We start from the raw sequence: 19,424 nt of genomic DNA, 5'->3' as shown, positions 1-19,424 counted from the left end.
ACAGACGTCTCATCCTTGGTATCCTCGGGTATGACCGCGGCACGCGAGATCTCCGCAGGACAACCACCCGGCGGCGTGGCTGACACGTATCAGCACGACCTCGTCACCCGGATGAAACCCTCGCGCAAGCGCCCCCGGGTGACCCGACCCGCCGATCTGGTCACCGCCATCGGGCCTTCTCTCGCCGGCACCAACGTGATCATGCAGCTCGCCAATCCGAAGGTCGGGTACGGCGTCCACGAGAGCCGTGTGCCGCCGGGCAATGCGATCAAGCGACCCATCAAACGGGGGCGCACCACCGGCACATTCCTCGCCGTCGCACTGATGGGCTCCGACGACGACAAGGCCTACATCCACGAGGCCGTCGGCCGCATCCACGACGAGGTGTACTCCACCCAGTCGAGTCCCGTCCGCTACAGCGGGAACGACTCGCGTCTGCAGCTGTGGGTCGCGGTGTGTCTGCTCAAGTACTTCATCGACCAGTACGAACTGCTTTACGGTCCGCTGAGCGCCGAGGAGAAGCAGATGGTGCTCACCGAGGCGCACCCGCTGGGCACCGCACTCAACGTTCCCCGGGACAAGTGGCCGGCGACCTACGACGATCTGCTCGTCTACTGGAACGCCGAACTGTCCTCGCTGCGCATCGACGACCCGGTGCGCGACGAGCTCCGCAGCCTCGCCGACCTGTCCTTCCTGGAGTACCGCGTCGGAAAGCTCGGCACGCTGCTCCACGCCACGATCGGGCCGTCGCTCGCCTACGCGATCAAGGCCGGGCTGCCGCCGGAGTTCCGCACGATGATGCGGTGGCGGTGGACCGAACGCGACGAACGCCGCTATCAGCGGGCGCTCGCCGGCTTCCGCCGCGTCGACCCACTGGTGGCACCCGTACTGCGCGGAATCTTCCGGCTCAACATCATCGATCTGCGGGTGCGCCGCAAGCTCGGCATCCCCGTCTTCTGACTTCGCCGAGGTCACTCTCGTCACAGCGCAGGCCCGACGCTGACAATCGTCGGTGCGATCTGGACAATGGAGCGGGTGACCGATGGACCCCTGATCGTGCAATCCGACAAGACGCTGCTGCTCGAGGTGGATCACCCCGACGCCGCGGCGGCGCGCGCGGCGATCGCACCCTTCGCCGAACTCGAACGCGCCCCCGAGCACGTCCACACCTACCGGGTCACCCCGCTCGCACTGTGGAACGCCCGCGCCGCAGGTCACGACGCCGAACAGGTCGTCGACGCACTCGTGACGTACTCGCGCTACGCGGTGCCCCAGCCGCTGCTGATGGACGTCGTGGACACCATGGGCCGGTTCGGCCGGCTGCAACTGGTCAAGCATCCCGCCCACGGGCTGACCCTGGTCAGCCTCGACCAGGCCGTCCTCATCGAGGTGATGCGCAACAAGAAGGTCGCCCCGATGCTGGGTGCGCGCATCGACGACGACACGGTCATCGTGCACCCGTCCGAGCGGGGCCGCCTCAAGCAAGTGCTGCTGAAGGTCGGCTGGCCGGCCGAGGACCTCGCCGGATACGTCGACGGCGAGGCACACGCCATCGACCTCGCCCAGGACGACTGGCAGCTGCGTGACTACCAGGAGATGGCAGCCGACTCGTTCTGGGCCGGCGGCTCGGGCGTGGTGGTGCTCCCCTGCGGTGCCGGCAAGACGATGGTCGGTGCGGCGGCGATGGCCAAGGCCGGCGCGACGACGCTGATCCTGGTGACCAACACGGTCGCCGGCCGCCAGTGGAAACGTGAACTCATCGCGCGCACGACGCTCACCGAGGAAGAGATCGGCGAGTACTCGGGCGAGCGCAAGGAGATCCGTCCCGTCACGATCGCCACGTACCAGGTGATGACGCGGAAGTCGAAGGGCGAGTACAAGAATCTCGACCTGTTCGACTCCCGCGACTGGGGCCTGATCATCTACGACGAGGTCCATCTCCTCCCCGCACCCGTCTTCCGGATGACCGCCGACCTGCAATCGCGTCGTCGACTCGGCCTCACCGCGACCCTGGTCCGCGAGGACGGCCGCGAGGGCGACGTCTTCAGCCTCATCGGACCCAAGCGCTACGACGCCCCGTGGAAGGACATAGAGGCACAGGGCTGGATCGCCCCGGCCGACTGCGTCGAGGTCCGGGTGACGCTGACCGACGAGGAGCGTCTGCAGTATGCGGTCGCCGAGCCCGAGGAGAAGTACAAGCTCTGCTCGACGGCCCACACGAAGGTCAACGTGGTCAAGGCGATCCTCGACAAGCACCGGGGTCAGCAGACCCTGATCATCGGCGCCTACATCGACCAGCTCGAGGAACTGGGCCGCGAACTCGATGCCCCGGTGATCCAGGGGTCGACGAAGAACAAGGAACGCGAGGTCCTGTTCGACCGGTTCCGCTCCGGCGAGTTGCAGACCCTCGTCGTGTCGAAGGTGGCGAACTTCTCCATCGACCTTCCCGAGGCGTCGGTCGCGGTGCAGGTGTCGGGGACGTTCGGGTCACGCCAGGAGGAGGCGCAGCGCCTCGGCAGGTTGCTGCGCCCGAAACGCGATGGCGGACAGGCACATTTCTACTCGGTGGTGTCGCGCGACACCCTCGACGCCGACTACGCGGCGCACCGCCAGCGGTTCCTCGCCGAGCAGGGATACGCATACCGGATCACCGACGCCGACGACCTCCTCGGCCCGACGATCGGGTGAGGGTTCAGCCGGGTGATTCACAACTCGGCGCCTGGAGCGACCACCGGATAACCGAGCGCAGACGCACCCGCCGTGAGTCGTTGGTCGTAGGCGACGAACGCGGTCATCTCGGCGCGGATCACGGTTGCCGAGGCCAAGTGCAAGGCGTCGAGCGAGCGCAGCGAAGACGGGCCGATCGAGTCGGCGATGTCGATGACGGCGGCGCTGAGCGGGATCACGTCCAGAGCATCGAGGAGATCACGAGCTCGCTCATGAAGGCCCGGGCTGCCATCACGCAACGCGGTGCGCATCAATTCGACTCGTCCCAGCGCACTCGTCACGGTCGGGACCCCTGGATGCAGCGCGAGCCACTCGATCAGCGGTGCGGTCTCCGCCTCGCGCACCACGAGTTTCACCATCGCTGAGGTGTCGAGATAGATCAACGATCCTCGCGAACCTGCTCGAGGACTTCGGTGAGCGCGCGCGTCGGCAACGTCTCGGGGTGCAGCCCGGTTATGCCTCCCGCACGGCGGGCCGGCACGAGTATCCCGGCCTCGATGAGCGCGTCTCTACTTCTTTCCCCCGCAGACACCGGGACCAACCGCGCAACCGTGCGGCCTCGGTTGGTGATGGCCAACTCTTCCCCGGCCTCGACTTGCGCCAGATACTGCGAGGCGTGCTGCCGGAGCTCGCGGATACCGATCGATCTCATTCCTGCAGGGTAGCACCTGAAGTGCTACTTGACCCCGTGCTTCCGGAGGAGCCTCACCTTCCGCTCCCTGATCCGGAAGAACGACCTGCCCCCTGCTCCCTGAGGAGCGCCCGGAGCTTGCGGAGGGCGCGTCACGAAGGGTCAGATCTCTACGAGGCAGTACCCGATCGACTCCGGCTCGTAGAAGACCCATGTCGTCTCCCCGCCCGGGCAAGTCACCGACGCATCCGACCGCGTCGTGACACGGGCGAGGACGGTCTGCGCCGTTGCGGCGCTCGTACAGGGGGCTTCCCGGTAGTCGGCGAGGGAGCCGCCCGACAGCGGCACCAGATAGCACAGATTCTCGTAGAAATTCGGTGTGAGACAGACCTTGTCGGAGCTGCCCGGGAAGGTGAGCGTCGAGTTCTGCGGGCTCGCGCACGACGACGACGCGGCGATCTTCGACGCGGTGTAGAAGTTGAGACCGGCCGAGTCGCAGTCGACCTTCGACGCGTTCACGCTCGTTGACGACGCGGCGTCGGTCGCGATGCCGATGCACTCGCCGACCTGCACGTCCCCCGGTCCGTTGACCGGCGACGTCGAGGAGTCGGTGGTGCGGGGAGCAGACGTGCCGGCGCCGGAGGTCGGGGTCTCCCGCCCGGCGGCCGTGGTGGACCGCGACGTCGAGGTGTCGCTCGCGGTGGGGGCGCTCGACACCTGCGTCGCCACATAGACGACCCCGGCCACGATCGCGAGCACGAGGACCGCTGCGAGTGAGCCCAGTGCGATCGGCAGGCCGGACCGCCTCTTCGGTGGTGGTGGCGCGTAGCCACCCTGCGAGGGGAATCCGCCGGGGTAGGTCCCCGGCTGCGACTGGTACGGCGAATACTGCTGCGGCCCGTGCGGATAGGACACGGGGTTCACCGGAACGGGCGGCGGGGCCACCGGAACCGGTGGCACGGGCGACGGTGCGCGCACCGTCGGCTCCTTGGACAGCTGAGGAACGGTGAGCGCGCGTTCGAGGTCGACGGCGAAGTCGCGGCACGACCCGTACCGGCGGTCCGGCTCTTTCGCGAGGGCGCGACCGAACACTGCGTCGACGTCGCCCGAGATACCCGGGCGCAGGGTGGATGGTCGCGGCGGCATCGCCTGCAGGTGGCCGGCGATGATCGACGCGGTGCCGGCACCCTGGAACGGCGGCCGCCCGGTGAGCAGTTCGAAGACGGTGGCCGCGAGCGCGTACTGGTCGGCGCGGCCGTCGACCGGATCGCCAAGCAACTGTTCGGGTGAGGCGTACGCGACGGTGCCGAGGAAGACGTTGGTCGAGGTGAGGTGGCTGACGTCCTGTTCCGACTTGGCGATCCCGAAGTCCGCGAGCAACACTCGCGGCTCGGGTCCACCCGCGCCCTGCAGCAGGATGTTGGCCGGCTTGACGTCGCGATGGAGCAGCCCCGTCGCGTGGGCCCGGTCGAGCGCGGCGCCCACCGCGCGCACGATCGCGATCACCGTCGCGGTGTCGAGTCCCCGCGGGTTCTGCCGAAGCAGCTTCAGCGCATCGATGCCGTCGATGTACTCCATCGCGATCCACAGGTGGCCGTCGTACTCACCGGAATTGAAGATCGTCACGATCGACGGGTGGACGACGCTCGAGGCGTGCTCGGCCTCTTTGACGAACCGCTGCCGGTACATCGGGTCGCGACTGAGATCGGCGGGCAGTACCTTCAGCGCCTCGTTCCGTGGCAAGTGCGGGTGCCTCGCAAGGTAGATCTCGCCCATGCCACCCCGGCCGACGAGTCGGATGATGGTGTAGCCGGCGAAGTGCTCGCCGGGATTGCGCGGCATCGCTCCTCCTCATCCGTGTCGGCGACTGGGGTCAGTCTGTCACCCCCGCAGCGCCCACCGCGACCGTTGAAGAGAGGACCTGTGCCACTGTTGGAACATGTCATCCGCGAACCGGACAGTCGACCGCCTGCGTCCGTTCACCACGACGATCTTCGCCGAGATGTCGGCGCTGGCCGTCGAGCACGACGCCGTGAACCTCGGACAGGGCTTTCCCGACACCGACGGGCCGGCATCGATGCTCGATGCCGCGCGCGAAGCCATCAGCGACGGTCGCAATCAGTACCCGCCGGGTATCGGTGTACCGGAGTTGCGGCACGCGGTCGCTCGGCAGCAGCGTGACCGGTATGGCCTGGACTATGACCCCGACCGCGAGGTGTTGATCACGGTCGGCGCGACCGAGGCGATCGCCGGTGCCGTCGTCGGTCTGGTGGAGCCGGGTGACGAGGTCATCATGATCGAGCCCTACTACGACGCCTACGCCGCCGCTGTCGCGATGGCCGGGGGTGTGCGGCGCGTCGTGCCGCTGGTCCCCGACGGCGACGGCTTCCGTCTTGATCGCGAGCGGCTCGCCGCTGCCTTCGGGCCGAAGACGTCGATGGTGGTGGTGAACAGCCCGCACAATCCGACGGGGACCGTGCTGTCGACCGACGACCTCGCCGAGATCGCACGGCTGTGCGTCGAGCACGACGTCATCGCCGTCACCGACGAGGTCTACGAATACCTCGTCTTCGACGGACGGACGCACACCCCGCTCGCGGCGCTACCGGGTATGCGGGAACGCACGCTGCGTATCTCCAGCTCCGGCAAGACCTTCAACTGCACCGGCTGGAAGGTCGGCTGGGTGAGCGGTCCGCCCGAGCTCGTCGGCGCGGCGCGGACGGCGAAGCAATACATGTCCTATGTCGGCTCCGGGCCGTTCCAACCCGCGGTGGAACACGCGCTGGAGCACGAGTTGGACTGGGTCCGCGAGTCGGCGCGGGGGCTGCAGGCCAAACGCGACCTGATCTCGACCGCGCTGTCCGACGCCGGTTTCGCCGTACATCGCAGCGAGGCAACCTATTTCGTCTGCGCCGACCCACGTCCCCTCGGCGTCGACGACGGCATCGAGTTCTGCCGATCGCTGCCCGAACGCATCGGCGTGGCCGCGGTACCGGTCAGTGTGTTCACCGACGACCGCGAACCCTGGCACCACATGCTCCGGTTCGCGTTCGCCAAACGCGACGACGTGATCGCCGAGGCCGCCGAGCGGTTGCGCCGGTTGTGACTCCACCCCCGCTGGTTGAGCCGGCCCCGAGCGGAGCCGCCGGGCCGAGCAAGCGACGAAGGAGCGCGTCGAGGTCGAGGCGCCGAGTCGAAGCCACTTGGCGACCACCCCCGCTGGTTGAGCCGGCCCCGAGCGCAGCCGCCGGGCCGAGCCAAGCGACGAAGGAGCGCGTCGAGGTCGAGGCGCCGAGTCGAAGCCACCCCCGCTGGTTGAGCGGCCCCGAGCGGAGCGAGGCGCCGAGTCGAAGCCACCTGGCGACCACCCCCGCTGGTTGAGCCGGCCCCGAGCGGAGCGAGGCGCCGAGTCGAAGCCACTTGGCGACCACCCCCGCTGGTTGAGCCGGCACCGAGCGCAGCGAGGCGCCGAGTCGAAGCCACTTGGTGACCACCCCCGCTGGTTGAGCCGGCCCCGAGCGCAGCGAGGCGCCGAGTCGAAGCCACTTGGTGACCTCGACAAGCTCGGCCAGCGGAAGGAGGCTCGGCCAGCGGGCGGGGCAGTGCGGCTCAGCGCAACGCCGGGATCACCCGCTGCTCGAACATCTCGAGGTCCTCGCGGTCGACGGCGATGTTCGGGAAATAGCAGATCCCGTAGGACATTCCAGCGTCGGCGAGCCCGCGAAGGTTCTCGGCGACCTGCTCGGGTGTCCCGACCGCAGGCATACCCCGAAACGCGCCCATGCTGCCGGACGCCGCGTCGGGCCCGACGATCTTGCTCAGCCGGGCTTCGAGATCGGCAAGTTTGCGCTCCACGTCGGCCTCGGTCTCGCCAAGCATCACGTTGTAATTGGCCGAGCGGGTGATCGACTCGAAGTCGCGTCCGAGGTCGGCGCAATGTTGTTGCAGGACCGACGATTTGTGCGCGAACCCGTCCGGCGTGCCGTCGAAGTTGGTGTAGTTGGCGTACTTCGCCGCGATCCGCAACGTCTTCTTCTCCCCGCCGCCCGCGATCCATAGTGGCAGCCGCCCGGCCGTGGGCTGGGGGGCGCAGATGGCGTCGTCGACGGTGTAGTGCTTGCCGTCGAGCGTCGCCCGTCCGGTCTCCCAGGCCTGCTTCATGATCTGCACGCCCTCGTCGAGCCGCGCCAGCCGCTCACCCGCCGACGGGAATCCGTAACCGTATGCACGCCACTCGTGTTCGTACCAGCCGCCGCCGATGCCCATCTGCACGCGACCGCCGAAGATCAGGTCCGCGGTGGCGGCGACCTTCGCGAGGTACATCGGGTTGCGATAACCCATCGCGGTGCACATCTGGCCGATCGCGACCCGGCTGGTGGTGGCGGCGAGTGCGGCGACCAGAGTCCACGCCTCGTGCGTGGCCTCGTCGGTGGGCAGCGGGACGGTGTGGAAATGGTCGTACACCCAGATCGAGTCCCAGCCGCCCGACTCGGCGCGGTCGGCGACCGACGACATCACCCCCCACTGGTCCGCGGGTTCCACACCCACGAGATCGAGACGCCAGCCCTGGGGAATGAAGAGTCCGAATCGCATGAGGTCCAACTTACGCGGCGGCAGCTCCATCTACACTTACAAGCAGTCCGGACTGTTTGTGCTATCGTCGCTAGTGTGACCGAGCCCACCCGAGCCCCGCGTCGTCGTACGCAGGCCGAACGCACCGCGACCACCCGTGCGCTCATCCTCGACGCGGCCGTCGACGCCCTCGTCGACGTCGGCTACGCAGCCACCACCACGCAGGAGGTGAACCGCCGCGCGGGCATCTCGCGCGGCGCCCTGCTGCATCACTTCCCCACACGGGAATCGCTGGTGGTCGCCGCGGTCGGGCACCTCGTCGAACGCCGGCTGGCAGAGATCCTGTCGCGGCCCCGCACGGGCGACGAGGGACTCGAGATCCTCGTCGAGGCGTTCAGCGGCCCGCTGTTCGACGCCGCTCTCGAGTTGTGGGTCGCCGCCCGCTGCGACGTCGGGCTACGAACCGCGATCATCCCGCTCGAACAACAGGTCTCCGACGCCCTCGCCGTCGGTTGTGCCGAGTTGTTCGGCGACCGATACACCGCCGCGGAACTCGAACTCTCCATCGAACTCGCACGCGGACTCGCGGTGTCGCGCATCCTGCGCTCGCCCGACGCCGACCGCGCGCTGCTCGACCGACTCCTGCCCGTATGGAAGGAACTCCTGTCTCATGACTGAACCCAGTCCGACTCTCCAGCAGCAGAACACGCTGCCCCGGCGCGTCGACGTCCTCGTCGTCGGCGTCGGATTCGGCGGCCTCGCCGCCCTGCATCGTCTGCGAAAGGACCATCCGCAGCTGCAGACCCTGGCGATCGAGCGCGGCGACGGCGCGGGTGGCGTCTGGCGCGAGAACGACTACCCGGGCGCGGCCTGCGACGTCCCGACGTCGCTGTACTCGCTGTCGTTCGCGCCGAATCCCGACTGGTCCAACACCTACGGCCGGCGCAACGAGATCCACCAGTATCTGCGTTCGGTCGCAGCCGATTTCGCCGATCAGATCCGCTACAACTGCGCGCTGACGTCGGCGCGCTGGGACAGCAGCACGCAGGAATGGGTCGTGGACACGACCGACGGTGAGATCCGATGCCGATACCTGGTCGCCGCGCCCGGCGCCCTGTCCGAACCCGGCCTGCCGACCGTCCCCGGCGCCGACGAGTTCACCGGCACGATGTTCCACTCCGCCGACTGGGACCACTCCCACGACCTGCGCGGTCGCCGCGTCGCGATCGTCGGTACCGGCGCGTCGGCGATCCAGATCGTGCCCGAGATCGTGGACGAGGTCGGGCATCTCACGGTTTTCCAACGCACCCCCGCTTGGGTCGTCCCGCGTCTGGACCGCAACATCGGCACCCTCGAACGCGCGCTCTATCGTCGTGTTCCCGGCATCCACCGACTCGTCCGGCGGATGGTGTGGACCTATCGCGAGGCCTACGTCCTCATGATGGCCCGCAACCCCAAGCTGCTGCCGATCGCGAAGACCATCGCGCTGGCCCAGCTGCGCGTCCAGGTCCGCGACCGCGCGTTGCGTCGTCGGCTCACCCCCGACTACACCATCGGCTGCAAGCGGATGTTGTTGACCAACAAGTGGTTTCCCGCCCTCCAGCGTGACAACGCGACCGTCACCGGAGCGATCACCCGCCTCACCGCACGCGGTGCCGTCGACGACCAGGGTCGCGAGCACGAGGTCGACACGGTCGTGTTCGCGACCGGGTTCACCCCCACCGAGCCTCCCATCGCATCGGCGATCACCGGGCGCGACGGCCGCACCCTGGCCCAGGCGTGGAAGGGTTCGCCGCGCGCCTACCGCGGGGTCGAGGTCCACGGCTTCCCCAATCTGTTCTTCCTGTACGGCCCCAACACCAATCTCGGTCACAGCTCGATCGTGCTGATGCTGGAGCCGCAGGCGTACTACATGAGCAAAGCCCTCGCCGAACTCTCGCGTAGCGGCCGGTCGACCTTCGAGGTCACCGAGGACGCACAGGACCGCTACAACTCCGAGCTCGATCCCGAACTCGAACGCACCGTCTGGAATGCGGGGGGCTGCTCGAGCTGGTACCTCGACTCCACCGGTCGCAACTCGGTGATGTGGCCGAAGTTCACGAGCGACTTCCGCCGGATGATGTCGTCCTTCGAGCCCACCGACCACCGCTTCGACACCGCGATCCCCGCCGCGTCCGTCGACCAAGCCGTCACCACCGAATCCGACACCGAGAGGACCGTCGCACCGTGAGTTCCACCCCTGACCATTACGACGCCATCGTCATCGGCTCCGGTTTCGGCGGATCGGTTGCGGCCCTGCGACTCACCGAGAAGGGTTACCGCGTCGCGGTCGTCGAGTCCGGTCGGCGTTTCTCCGACGCCGAGCTGCCCAAGACGAGCTGGCGCCTCAAGGACTACGTCTGGGCACCCGCGCTCGGATTGTTCGGGGTGCAGCGCATGCATCTGCTGCGCGACGTGCTCGTGATGGCCGGGGCGGGCGTCGGCGGTGGATCGCTGAACTACGCGAACACCCTGTACCGACCGCTGCCCGCGTTCTTCGACGACCCGCATTGGGGATCGATCACCGACTGGGCGTCCGAGCTCGACCCGTATTACGACCAGGCCTCACGCATGCTCGGCGTGACCACGTATCCGAAGGTGACGCCCGCCGACCGGGTGATCCGCAAGGTCGCCGAGGAGATGGGCGTCGGCGACACCTTCGTCCACACCCCGGTCGGCGTGTTCTTCGGCGAGGCGGGGAAGACGGTCGACGACCCGTTCTTCGGCGGCGCCGGCCCGGCACGCACCGGGTGCACCGACTGCGGCGCCTGCATGACGGGATGTCCGGTGGGAGCGAAGAACACGCTCGTCAAGAACTACCTCTACCTGGCCGAACAGGCCGGTGCCGAGATCATCCCGATGACGACCGTGGACACCGTCCGGCCGCGTTCCGGCGACGGGTACGTCGTGGAGTCGCACCGGTCGGGCCGACGCTGGTCGCGCCGTGGGCGCCGCACCTTCACCGCTGATCACGTGGTGTTCGCCGCCGGCACCTACGGCACCAACAAGCTGCTGCTGGACATGCAGCAGGGCGGCCACCTGCCCGGGCTGTCGTCTCGCCTGGGCAAGGTGGTCCGCACCAATTCCGAGGCGGTCCTGGCCGCCACCGCACGCGACCTCGACATCGACTACACCGAGGGTGTCGCAATCACGTCGTCGTTCCATCCCAACGACCACACGCACATCGAACCCGTGCGATATGGCAAGGGCAGCAACCTCATCGGCATGCTGCAGGCCATCCTCGTCGACGGTGGCGGTCCGCTGCCGCGACTGCTGCAGGCGCTGATCGAGATGGTCCGTCACCCGGTGATCACGCTGCGCGGCCTCTCGGTACGACGCTGGTCGGAGCGCACCATCATCGCACTCGTCATGCAGACCGCCGACAACTCGCTCGAGTTGTTCTCCCGCCGAGGTCGTTTCGGCCCGATGCTGCGCAGCCGGCAGGGCGACGGCGATCCCCCGCCGACGTGGATTCCGGAGGGGCACGAGGCGGTGCGCGCCGTCGCACGCGAGATCGACGGCGAAGCCGGCGGTTCCATCGTCGATCTGCTGAACATCCCGATGACCGCGCACTTCCTAGGTGGTTGCTCGATCGGACGGTCGGCGGCCGACGGCGTGGTGGACCCGTACCACCGGGTGTTCAACCACCCGGGGCTGCACATTGTCGACGGTGCGACCGTCTCGGCCAACCTCGGCGTCAACCCGTCGCTGACCATCACCGCGCAGGCCGAACGCGCCCTGGCGATGTGGCCCAATGCCGGCGAGGCCGACCCGCGGCCCGAGCTCGGTGCGGCGTACCGGCCCGTCGAGCCGGTGGAGCCCCACCGCCCGACGGTCCCCGCCCACGCGCCCGGCGCGCTGCGCCTCCCGATCACGCCGGTCTCCGACGCCACTCGCGCCGGCTGACCCGACCCCCCGCTGGTTGAGCGGCGGCCAACCCCCGCTGGTTGAGCCGGCACCGAGCGAAGCGAGGCGCCGAGTCGAAGCCACTTGGCGACCGATTATGCGAGGTGACCTCAACGCACGCGACCTCCCCGCGACGCTCGACCAACACCCGCTGGTTGAGCCGGCCCCGAGCGAAGCGAGGCGCCGAGTCGAAGCCACCTGGCGACCGATAATGCGAAGGGACCTCAACGCACGCGGCGTCCGCGCCGCGCCCGGTCGACGCTGCTCGGCCAGCGGCGGCCAACCCCCGCTGGTTGAGCCGGCACCGAGCGAAGCGAGGCGCCGAGTCGAAGCCACTTGGCGACCGATCCGCGAAACCTGCCAACGACCCTGGGGACAGACTCACCACGATCCGCTGGCTGTGGAGGCATCGACCGATTTGTCGCAGCAATCCTCGACAGTCACACCATGAGTGGCTTTCTCTACATCCTCGAATGTTCCGACGGCACGCTGTACGTCGGGAGTACTCGGAACGTCGAGCATCGAGTCGACCAGCACCAGACCGGAAACGGCTCGCGCTACACGCGTCCTCGTCGGCCGGTCCGGCTCGTATTCCAGCAGGAGTTTCCCAACATCGGCGAGGCTTACGCGGCCGAGCGCCGTGTCCACGGCTGGTCTCGCGCGAAACGGTCCGCCCTCGTCGCAGGACGGTTCGACCTGCTTCCGGAACTGTCGCGCACGAATCCTGGATAAGGCGCTCGAACACACGTGCGACCTGGGTGTAGCCTGAAGTCATGTCTCTCGGCACCCAGGGCTCTTTGTTCTCCGAGCAGGCTGCAGAGCCGACGCTCGGCGACCTGTCGACATCGATCTCGCGCCGTCCGCTGACCGAGGGGGCGTGGGTCGACCTGTGTCCCGGTTGGATCAGTGGTGCCGACGAGCTCTTCGACCGCCTCCGCGAGTGCGTCCCCTGGCGGGCCGAGCGTCGTCGTATGTACGAGCGGGTGGTCGAGGTCCCGCGGCTCGTCTCGATCTACCAGGCCGATGACCGATTCCCCGACCCGATCATCACCGGCGCACGCGCCGCATTGACCGAGCACTACCGCGCCGATCTGCCGGAGGGATTCGCGACTGCCGGGATCAGCCTCTATCGCGACGGCAATGACTCGGTTGCGTGGCACGGCGATCGCATCGGCCGGGCATCCACACACGACACGATGGTCGCCATCATCTCGTTCGGTTCACCTCGGCCACTGATGCTCAGACCCCGCGGTGGCGGGCGGTCACTGAAATTCACGCTGTCGTCGGGCGACCTACTCGTCATGGGCGGCAGTTGTCAGCGCACCTGGGAGCACGCGGTTCCCAAGGTGCGCGGCGTCGGTGCCCGGATCAGCATTCAACTGCGGCCGCCCGGGGTGTGGTGACCTGGGCCGCCCTCCGCTGGCCGAGCAGCGTCGACCGAGCGCAGCGAGAACGCCGCGCCCGTCGAGGTCACCAAGTGGCTTCGACACTTCGCCTCGCTCCGCTCGGAGCCGGTTAGACCAGCAGGGGCGGTCACCGGGTGGCTTCGACACGGCGCCTCGCTCCGCTCGGAGCCGGCTCAACCAGCAGGGGCGGTCACCAAGTGGCTTCGACACGGCGCCTCGCTCCGCTCGGGGCCGGCTCAACCAGCAGGGGCGGTCACCAAGTGGCTTCGACACGGCGCCTCGCTCCGCTCGGGGCCGGCTCAACCAGCGGGGGTGGCTTCGACACGGCGCATCGACCTCGACGCGCTCCTTCGTCGCTTGCTCTGTCCAGCAGATCCGCTCGGGGCCGGCTCAACCAGCGGGGGCAGTTGTCTACGCACACGCCGATCCTCGTGCTTTAATCATTTCGTTATAAACGTGAGGACCGAGAGAAGTCGATGAAGCGCACCCGTATCGCCGCCGCCCTGCTCGCCACCGCCGCACTGGCACTGCCCGTCGCACCGGCGACCGCCAACCCGCTCGACACACTCTTCGGAAGCGCGAGCGGCAGCCTCGACTCCGGCAGCGCCGCGCTCGGCTCGTCCGGCGGCGACAAGGTCACGCACTACGGCAAGCTCGGCCGCCCCGGCGCACCGAACGGCATCAAGTCGATCAACGTCTGGGTGTACACACCGAACAACACCGCGGCCGTCGTGCCCAACACCTATCCGAAGAACTCGCGTCTGGGCGTGCGCTGGAACTCGATCATCGACGCCGGGCCGATCGTCGACGGCAACGAGTGCCGCATGGAGGTCCGCCTGTCCGGACCGAAGGTCCCCAAGCAGGCCTCGCTGTTCAAGACCCAGGACTGCACCGCGGTGAAGTCCTACTTCTTCAAGGGCGCAGGCGATTTCACGATCCGCGTCACCGACACCATCTCGGGCGCGTCGAACAGCATCGCGTTCAGCGTCCAGTAGTCGGGCCTTTTTCAACCGGTTCAGCGCACCCCGACGAAGACCTGGATGGGGAGAATGCACTCCCCCGCTCTCGTCGGCGCTCCGGTGGTCACGACCGACAGTTGCCCCGGGCTTCTCCAGGGCCCATACGCTTCGAAGGTCGTGGCGTAGAGCGCCGGAACGATGCAGCCCGCCTCCACCCGGTGCTCACCGGTGCCACCACTGCAGTACGACGCCGAGACGACGATCGCCGACCCCGCCACGCAACCGGTGGGTTCGGCCGATGCCGAGGACGCGGACACCGCCGACAACGCAGCACTGCCGACGCACAGGGCGCCGGCAACCAGGGTGCGCGCCAGGATCACCGCACGCCCGTGATCGCGATGACGGGGAGTATGCACTTCCCGACGTTCGTCTGAGCGCCGATGGTCACGACCGACAGCTGCCCCGGTGCGCGCCAGGGGCCGTTTGCGTTGGTGAGTGTCGCGACCATGGTCGAGTCCAGACATGCAGCCTGCACCCGATGCTCCCCCGTACCACCACTGCAGTAGGACGCGGCGACGACGACGGCCGCCCCGGCGACGCAACCGGTGGGTTCGGCCGATGCCGACGGGGCCGCGACGGTGGAGAAGGTCGCGCCGGCAACGCATGACGCTCCGGCCAGGACGATGCGCAAGGAACGTTTCGAGAGAGTCATGCCGAGAAATCTAAGGCACGCAAGCGTCCGAAGTTCTCTATCTCGAACATCATTCGTCCGATCATGGGAACGGACGAGGCGGTGACTCGGCTCTCAGCCGACGGCCCCGACGTCGAACTTCTCCCCCGTGAGCCGCTCCGATTCCTCCCAGAGCGCGGTCCGGAACTCGACGTCGTCGGCGGCCTTCTTGTAACCGCTGCGTCCGGGGGCGCCGCGCATCCCGAAGAACTGCGTCGGCCCGTAGAACGTCCCGGATTTCGCATCCGGCAGGGTCGCCGCGTACAGCTGGGGCAGCGCCCCGTCGGCCGCCGGCTGGGCGATCGGCAGCTTGTTGCCCAGCTTCGCGAAGAAGTCGAAGAAGTTCTCGCTTCTGCCCTGCAATTCCGTTGAGGCGTAACCCGGATGGGCGATCAACGACTTCTTCGACGACCCGGCCGCCGCCAGCCGTGCGGCGAGCTCCTTGCCGAACATCAGGTTGGCCATCTTGGAGTCGCCGTAGGCCCGCCAGCGCCGGTAGCGGCGCTGTTCCCAGTTCAGGTCGTCGAGTTGGATGTCGCCGATCTGGTGCATCGTCGACGACACGGTGACCACCCGTTCGGTGATCTTCGGCAGCAGCAGCGCCGTGAGAGCGAAATGCCCGAGATGATTGGTGCCGATCTGCATCTCGAAACCGTCGGTGGTGCGTCGAAACGGGACCGCCATCAGTCCCGCGTTGTTGATCAGCACGTCGGCGCCGGTCACCCCGGCGGCGAAGGCTCGCACGGATTCGAGGTCGGCGAGGTCCAGTTTGGCGACGGTCGCCTTCGGCCCCAGCTCCGACGCCACGGCATCGGCCTTGGCGGTGTTCCGGCACGCCAGCACCACCTCGGCACCGGCGCGGACGAGCACCTTCGCGGTCTGATACCCGAGACCGCTGTTGGCGCCGGTCACCACGAACGTCCGGCCCGTCTGGTCCGTCACGTCCGCTGTCGTCCAACCACTCATCGCGACCCCCTGGGATGCGTTGTCTCGCCCGGCACCGACGCCGGGCTCGTGCGACCCACGCTATTGACACACCCGGAAGGCGTCAACGAGTCACCCGCCGAAGAATGTGGTCAGCCGCAACGGGTTGGCGCCGACGATGCGACGTGCGGGCCGTAGCAATTCCGCGATGAGGTTGGTCGACGTCCCCAACCGCTCGACGAGTTCGATCGGCGCATGGAAGGCGGTGGGCTCGGAACGGCCGCGCATGATCCGTGTGCCGAGCAGCTTCCACTCCTGCGCTTCCTCGCCGGCGGCCTCGACGGCAGCGCCGCTGGCCAGAGCCGGGATGCGTCCGGTCTTGGCCATGTCGGACAGCCGCGCGCACTCGTTGACCGGGTCGCCGATGACGGTGTACTCATAGCGTCGCTCGGCGCCGATGTTGCCGGCGAACGCCTCGCCGTAGGAAACGCCGATCCCCCAACGGATGTCGAGGCTGCTGGCGAGACGGTCGGCGAGATCCCGAGCGGCTCCGAGTGCGGCGCCGGCCGGGTCGTCGATCTCGACGGGCGCACCGAAGACGGCGAGCGCGGCGTCGCCCTCGAATTTGTTGACGAACCCGGAATGTTGATCGACGACGTCGGCGACGATGCTGAAGAAGGCATTGAGCAGGGCGGCGGTGTCGTCGGGACTACGCTGCTGCGCCAGCCCGGTCGAGCCGACGATGTCGACGAACAGGACACCGACGCGAGTGTTGGTGCCGTGCATGCCGACACCGTCGGAGATCGCGAGCTCGGCCACGGTGTCGCCGACGTGTCGCGCGAATATCTCACGCATGCGGTCCCGTTCGGCGAGACCTTCGACCATCCTGTTGAAACCGTGTTGCAGCACACCGAGTTCCGAGGAGTCGTACACGGGCACGCGAGCCTTGTAGTCACCGTGGTCCACGCGGTGCACCGCCCGGCGCATCTCCGTCAACGGATCGGTGATCGCCTGCCCCACAAGCGCGATGACACGGGCTCCGGATGCGAGGCCCACCAGGCAGAGGATCACGGTCGTCCAGTCGACCGCGCCGTAGACATCGGGCAGCAGACCGGTCCAGCGCCCCGCGTTCACCGTCAACAAACCGACCATCGGTACCGCCGAGCTCACCGCCCACACGGCCAGCATCCGCACGCGCACACCGTTCATGACGTGGTTCGTGGGGAAGTCCTCGAGGACGACGACGGCCAGGGGGCGGGCGGCGCGTTCGGCGAACAGATAGGTGAGACAGGCACTCGACATACCGGCCAGCGCGAAGGCCACCGCGACGCCCGCCACGGTCGCGGTCGTGAGCTCTTCGGCGATGAACACGTAGAACAGCGCCGCCGCGCTCCACGAGACGACCGTGACTCCGAGCTGCACGATCGGTATCCGCTGTACGGCGCGTCGACGGGCATGGTCGGCGGGTTGGCAGCTGATGAACCAGCGCAGCTGGGGCCGGACCGCCAGCATCCCCAGCAGCAGATTCGTGAGGATGCCGACGATGATCGCACCCACGACCACGGGAAAATTCGGCGCGCCCAGCGTCTCGTCGAAGGTGAGTTGGCCGCCGTTGAAGGCGAGTTGGACGAGCAAGAAGGTCTCGACGCCGATCACCGTATTGCTGGCGATCACGGCGGTCATCGCGGTGACGGTGGCGTGCAGGGCGATCTTGCTGCGCGTGGGCGGGCCGATCCGGGCCCATCCCCGGGGGCTCGGAACCGTCGAGGTGCCCCACAAGAAACCCGCGGTGCGTCGGCGCAGACGTGTCCACGGCACACCACGACGGGTCCGGCGTGGTCGTCCCATCGGCTTCTCCTGCCTGACGGCGTTCCCCGAAGCCTACCCAAGGGAGAGCCGACCATCCCGCTGGTTGAGCCGCCACGCGGACGCGAAGCGGCCACGCGGCCATCCCCCGCTGGTTGAGCCGCCACGCGGACGCGAAGCGGCCACGCGGCCATCCCCCGCTGGTTGAGCCGCCACGCGGACGCGAAGCGGCCACGCGGCGTGTCCGCAACCACAAATGGACCGGCACCTCACGGTGCCGGCCCATCGGGGATCGTGCGGATCAGGCCTGGAGGGCCTCGATCTCGAGCGTGATGGTGATCTTGTCGCCGACGACGACGCCACCGCCCTCGAGCGGCATCTCGATGTCGATGCCGAAGTCCTTGCGGTTGATGACGACCTTCGCCTCGAAGCCGGCGACGGCGCCCTGGCCCATGCCGGGGTTGGTGCCCTCGAACTCGAGTTCGAGCGTGACGGGCTTGGTGACGCCCTTGAGGGTGAAGTCGCCGTCGAGGAGGTAGTCGTCGCCGTTCTGGCGGACGCCGGTGGAGACGAAGGTGGCCTTCGGGTACTTCTCGGCGTCGAAGAAGTCAGCGGACTTGATGTGGCCGTCGCGCTGCTCGTTGCGGGTGTTGATCGAGGTGACGTCGATCTCGGCCTGGACGGCGGGGGTGCCGTTCTCGTCGACGGTGATGGTGCCGGAGAAGGTGTCGAAGCTGCCGCGGACCTTGCTGACCATGAGGTGCTTCACGGAGAAGTTCACCGCGGAGTGCACGGTGTCGATGGTCCAGGTGCCGGCGGGGATGGGTGCCTTGACGGTGGTGGCGGAGGTCATGTCGTGGTCCTTCCAGAAATTTTCGGTTCGGGTCTCGATCGATGGCTGGTGGGCCTTCGCGACCCATCACCAGACACCAACCGGACCGCGGTCCGATTTCATCCCACCGGCGTTGTGATCTACATCACCGTCGAACTATCAGTGCTCCGATCGCGGCGATGGCGATTCCACGCGGCGCCTCGTAGATGAATCCCGAGATTCCGGCGACCGCGGGAATCGGCAGCATGAAACCGACCATGCCGACGACGGTGAGGATGCCGATCCAGAGCGGGACCGCCCGGTTGCGGATGAGGCTGGCGCCGAACATCCCCATACCGACCAGCATCACGAGCCCGCCGACCGTGTTGAGCAGCTCGAAAGCGGTGGTACCCAGCATCGAGTCGTCGGCGGCGATGAGCGCGGCCTTGTCCGGGTCATGCGCGAACGGGTACGCGACGAACAGCTCGACGATGAGGTGCCCGGTCGCGGTGACGAGATTGCCGACCGCGTAGGCGACGAGGCCGATCAGCCCGGCGATCCCGATCCGGGGTGCCAGCCACGCGTACATCCCGGGCAGGCCGAGCAGCAGCAGCGTCGTGCCGACGGCGAGCAGGATCTGCGCCCACGGTGAGCCCACCGCTTGCAGCGCCTCCACGGAGTGGGCCTCGCCGTCGACGATGGGATGCAACGTCCCGCCGGCGATGCAGGCGACTCCGCCGAGGGTCAGGGCTCCGCCGCTGAGACGGCGTAGGACCGGCCAGCTCGGGCTGCGAAACGGGCCGGGTGTGTCGCCATCCGACGCGTCGTGGTTCTGGTTCTGGGTGTGTGCAGTGGTTGTCATGACGACAACGCTGACAACCCGCGCTGGTGTTAGCCTTGTGCGCGACTGGTG

The 19,424-nt window shown here is 68.0% G+C and carries 19 protein-coding genes; 9 read left to right on the top strand and 10 right to left on the bottom strand.

Features of this window, described 5'->3' with window-relative positions:
• Window positions 1-30 precede the first annotated feature (30 nt).
• Together Q9R39_RS09115 and Q9R39_RS09110 are read left to right on the top strand one after the other, a co-directional pair.
• On the top strand, window positions 31-960 hold the full coding sequence (locus Q9R39_RS09115; protein WP_311277366.1) for an oxygenase MpaB family protein: 930 nt from the start codon (window positions 31-33) through the stop codon (window positions 958-960).
• Between the two features lie 75 nt (window positions 961-1,035).
• Complete coding sequence (locus tag Q9R39_RS09110) at window positions 1,036-2,688, top strand: DNA repair helicase XPB (RefSeq protein ID WP_331456752.1); 1,653 nt, start codon at window positions 1,036-1,038, stop codon at window positions 2,686-2,688.
• A 17-nt stretch (window positions 2,689-2,705) separates the two neighbouring features.
• On the opposite strand, the gene Q9R39_RS09105 is transcribed toward Q9R39_RS09110, so the two are convergent.
• The 3 genes from Q9R39_RS09105 to Q9R39_RS09095 all read right to left on the bottom strand — a co-directional run bounded on the left by Q9R39_RS09105 (window position 2,706) and on the right by Q9R39_RS09095 (window position 5,200).
• Window positions 2,706-3,110 carry a type II toxin-antitoxin system VapC family toxin gene (locus Q9R39_RS09105; protein WP_058251652.1) on the bottom strand — a complete coding sequence of 135 codons (405 nt, stop codon included), beginning with the start codon at window positions 3,108-3,110 and terminating at the stop codon, window positions 2,706-2,708.
• Window positions 3,107-3,379 carry a type II toxin-antitoxin system Phd/YefM family antitoxin gene (locus tag Q9R39_RS09100; RefSeq protein ID WP_058251653.1) on the bottom strand — a complete coding sequence of 91 codons (273 nt, stop codon included), beginning with the start codon at window positions 3,377-3,379 and terminating at the stop codon, window positions 3,107-3,109. Before Q9R39_RS09100 ends, Q9R39_RS09105 begins: the two co-directional genes overlap by 4 nt.
• A 141-nt stretch (window positions 3,380-3,520) precedes the next feature.
• Window positions 3,521-5,200 (bottom strand): serine/threonine-protein kinase, encoded by a 1,680-nt coding sequence (locus Q9R39_RS09095; protein ID WP_058251654.1) that lies wholly within the window; start codon window positions 5,198-5,200, stop codon window positions 3,521-3,523.
• Between the two features lie 97 nt (window positions 5,201-5,297).
• On the opposite strand from Q9R39_RS09095, the gene Q9R39_RS09090 reads away from it, so the two are divergent.
• Complete coding sequence (locus Q9R39_RS09090; protein WP_311277365.1) at window positions 5,298-6,464, top strand: pyridoxal phosphate-dependent aminotransferase; 1,167 nt, start codon at window positions 5,298-5,300, stop codon at window positions 6,462-6,464.
• Between the two features lie 503 nt (window positions 6,465-6,967).
• Here the strand turns inward: Q9R39_RS09090 and Q9R39_RS09085 are convergent.
• Window positions 6,968-7,951 carry an LLM class F420-dependent oxidoreductase gene (locus Q9R39_RS09085; RefSeq protein ID WP_311277364.1) on the bottom strand — a complete coding sequence of 328 codons (984 nt, stop codon included), beginning with the start codon at window positions 7,949-7,951 and terminating at the stop codon, window positions 6,968-6,970.
• Window positions 7,952-8,026: 75 nt separating this feature from the next.
• On the opposite strand from Q9R39_RS09085, the gene Q9R39_RS09080 reads away from it, so the two are divergent.
• The 6 genes from Q9R39_RS09080 (at window position 8,027) to Q9R39_RS09055 (ending at window position 14,276) form a co-directional block, all read left to right on the top strand.
• Window positions 8,027-8,608: a TetR/AcrR family transcriptional regulator gene (locus tag Q9R39_RS09080; protein ID WP_058251656.1), complete on the top strand. Its 582-nt coding sequence runs from the start codon at window positions 8,027-8,029 to the stop codon at window positions 8,606-8,608.
• Complete coding sequence (locus Q9R39_RS09075) at window positions 8,601-10,160, top strand: NAD(P)/FAD-dependent oxidoreductase (protein ID WP_311277363.1); 1,560 nt, start codon at window positions 8,601-8,603, stop codon at window positions 10,158-10,160. Before Q9R39_RS09080 ends, Q9R39_RS09075 begins: the two co-directional genes overlap by 8 nt.
• Complete coding sequence (locus Q9R39_RS09070; RefSeq protein ID WP_311277362.1) at window positions 10,157-11,875, top strand: GMC family oxidoreductase; 1,719 nt, start codon at window positions 10,157-10,159, stop codon at window positions 11,873-11,875. Before Q9R39_RS09075 ends, Q9R39_RS09070 begins: the two co-directional genes overlap by 4 nt.
• A gap of 447 nt (window positions 11,876-12,322) precedes the next feature.
• Window positions 12,323-12,607: a GIY-YIG nuclease family protein gene (locus Q9R39_RS09065; protein WP_065631742.1), complete on the top strand. Its 285-nt coding sequence runs from the start codon at window positions 12,323-12,325 to the stop codon at window positions 12,605-12,607.
• A gap of 41 nt (window positions 12,608-12,648) precedes the next feature.
• A complete protein-coding gene (locus Q9R39_RS09060; RefSeq protein WP_311277361.1) occupies window positions 12,649-13,278 on the top strand; it encodes an alpha-ketoglutarate-dependent dioxygenase AlkB in 630 nt (209 codons plus the stop codon).
• Window positions 13,279-13,757: 479 nt separating this feature from the next.
• Window positions 13,758-14,276, top strand: coding sequence for a hypothetical protein (locus tag Q9R39_RS09055; protein WP_058253916.1), 519 nt, complete (start codon window positions 13,758-13,760; stop codon window positions 14,274-14,276).
• 20 nt (window positions 14,277-14,296) lie between these two features.
• On the opposite strand, the gene Q9R39_RS09050 is transcribed toward Q9R39_RS09055, so the two are convergent.
• The 6 genes from Q9R39_RS09050 to Q9R39_RS09025 all read right to left on the bottom strand — a co-directional run bounded on the left by Q9R39_RS09050 (window position 14,297) and on the right by Q9R39_RS09025 (window position 19,373).
• Window positions 14,297-14,656: a hypothetical protein gene (locus Q9R39_RS09050; protein ID WP_249356467.1), complete on the bottom strand. Its 360-nt coding sequence runs from the start codon at window positions 14,654-14,656 to the stop codon at window positions 14,297-14,299.
• The gene (locus Q9R39_RS09045; RefSeq protein WP_065631740.1) at window positions 14,617-14,952 is read right to left on the bottom strand and encodes a hypothetical protein; all 336 of its coding nucleotides are present in this window, start codon (window positions 14,950-14,952) and stop codon (window positions 14,617-14,619) included. Before Q9R39_RS09045 ends, Q9R39_RS09050 begins: the two co-directional genes overlap by 40 nt.
• Before the next feature lie 93 nt (window positions 14,953-15,045).
• Complete coding sequence (locus Q9R39_RS09040) at window positions 15,046-15,936, bottom strand: oxidoreductase (RefSeq protein ID WP_311277360.1); 891 nt, start codon at window positions 15,934-15,936, stop codon at window positions 15,046-15,048.
• Window positions 15,937-16,026: 90 nt separating this feature from the next.
• A complete protein-coding gene (locus tag Q9R39_RS09035) occupies window positions 16,027-17,742 on the bottom strand; it encodes an adenylate/guanylate cyclase domain-containing protein (protein WP_311277359.1) in 1,716 nt (571 codons plus the stop codon).
• Window positions 17,743-18,001: 259 nt separating this feature from the next.
• The gene (locus Q9R39_RS09030) at window positions 18,002-18,553 is read right to left on the bottom strand and encodes a YceI family protein (protein WP_065631738.1); all 552 of its coding nucleotides are present in this window, start codon (window positions 18,551-18,553) and stop codon (window positions 18,002-18,004) included.
• A 124-nt stretch (window positions 18,554-18,677) separates the two neighbouring features.
• Window positions 18,678-19,373 (bottom strand): hypothetical protein, encoded by a 696-nt coding sequence (locus Q9R39_RS09025; protein ID WP_311277358.1) that lies wholly within the window; start codon window positions 19,371-19,373, stop codon window positions 18,678-18,680.
• Window positions 19,374-19,424 lie beyond the last annotated feature (51 nt).

The organism is Gordonia sp. AC31 (genome assembly GCF_031844505.1).
GTDB lineage: Bacteria > Actinomycetota > Actinomycetes > Mycobacteriales > Mycobacteriaceae > Gordonia > Gordonia hongkongensis.
The sequence above is the reverse complement of the archived record's forward strand: the minus strand, read 5'-3'. Positions and strand labels throughout refer to the sequence as shown.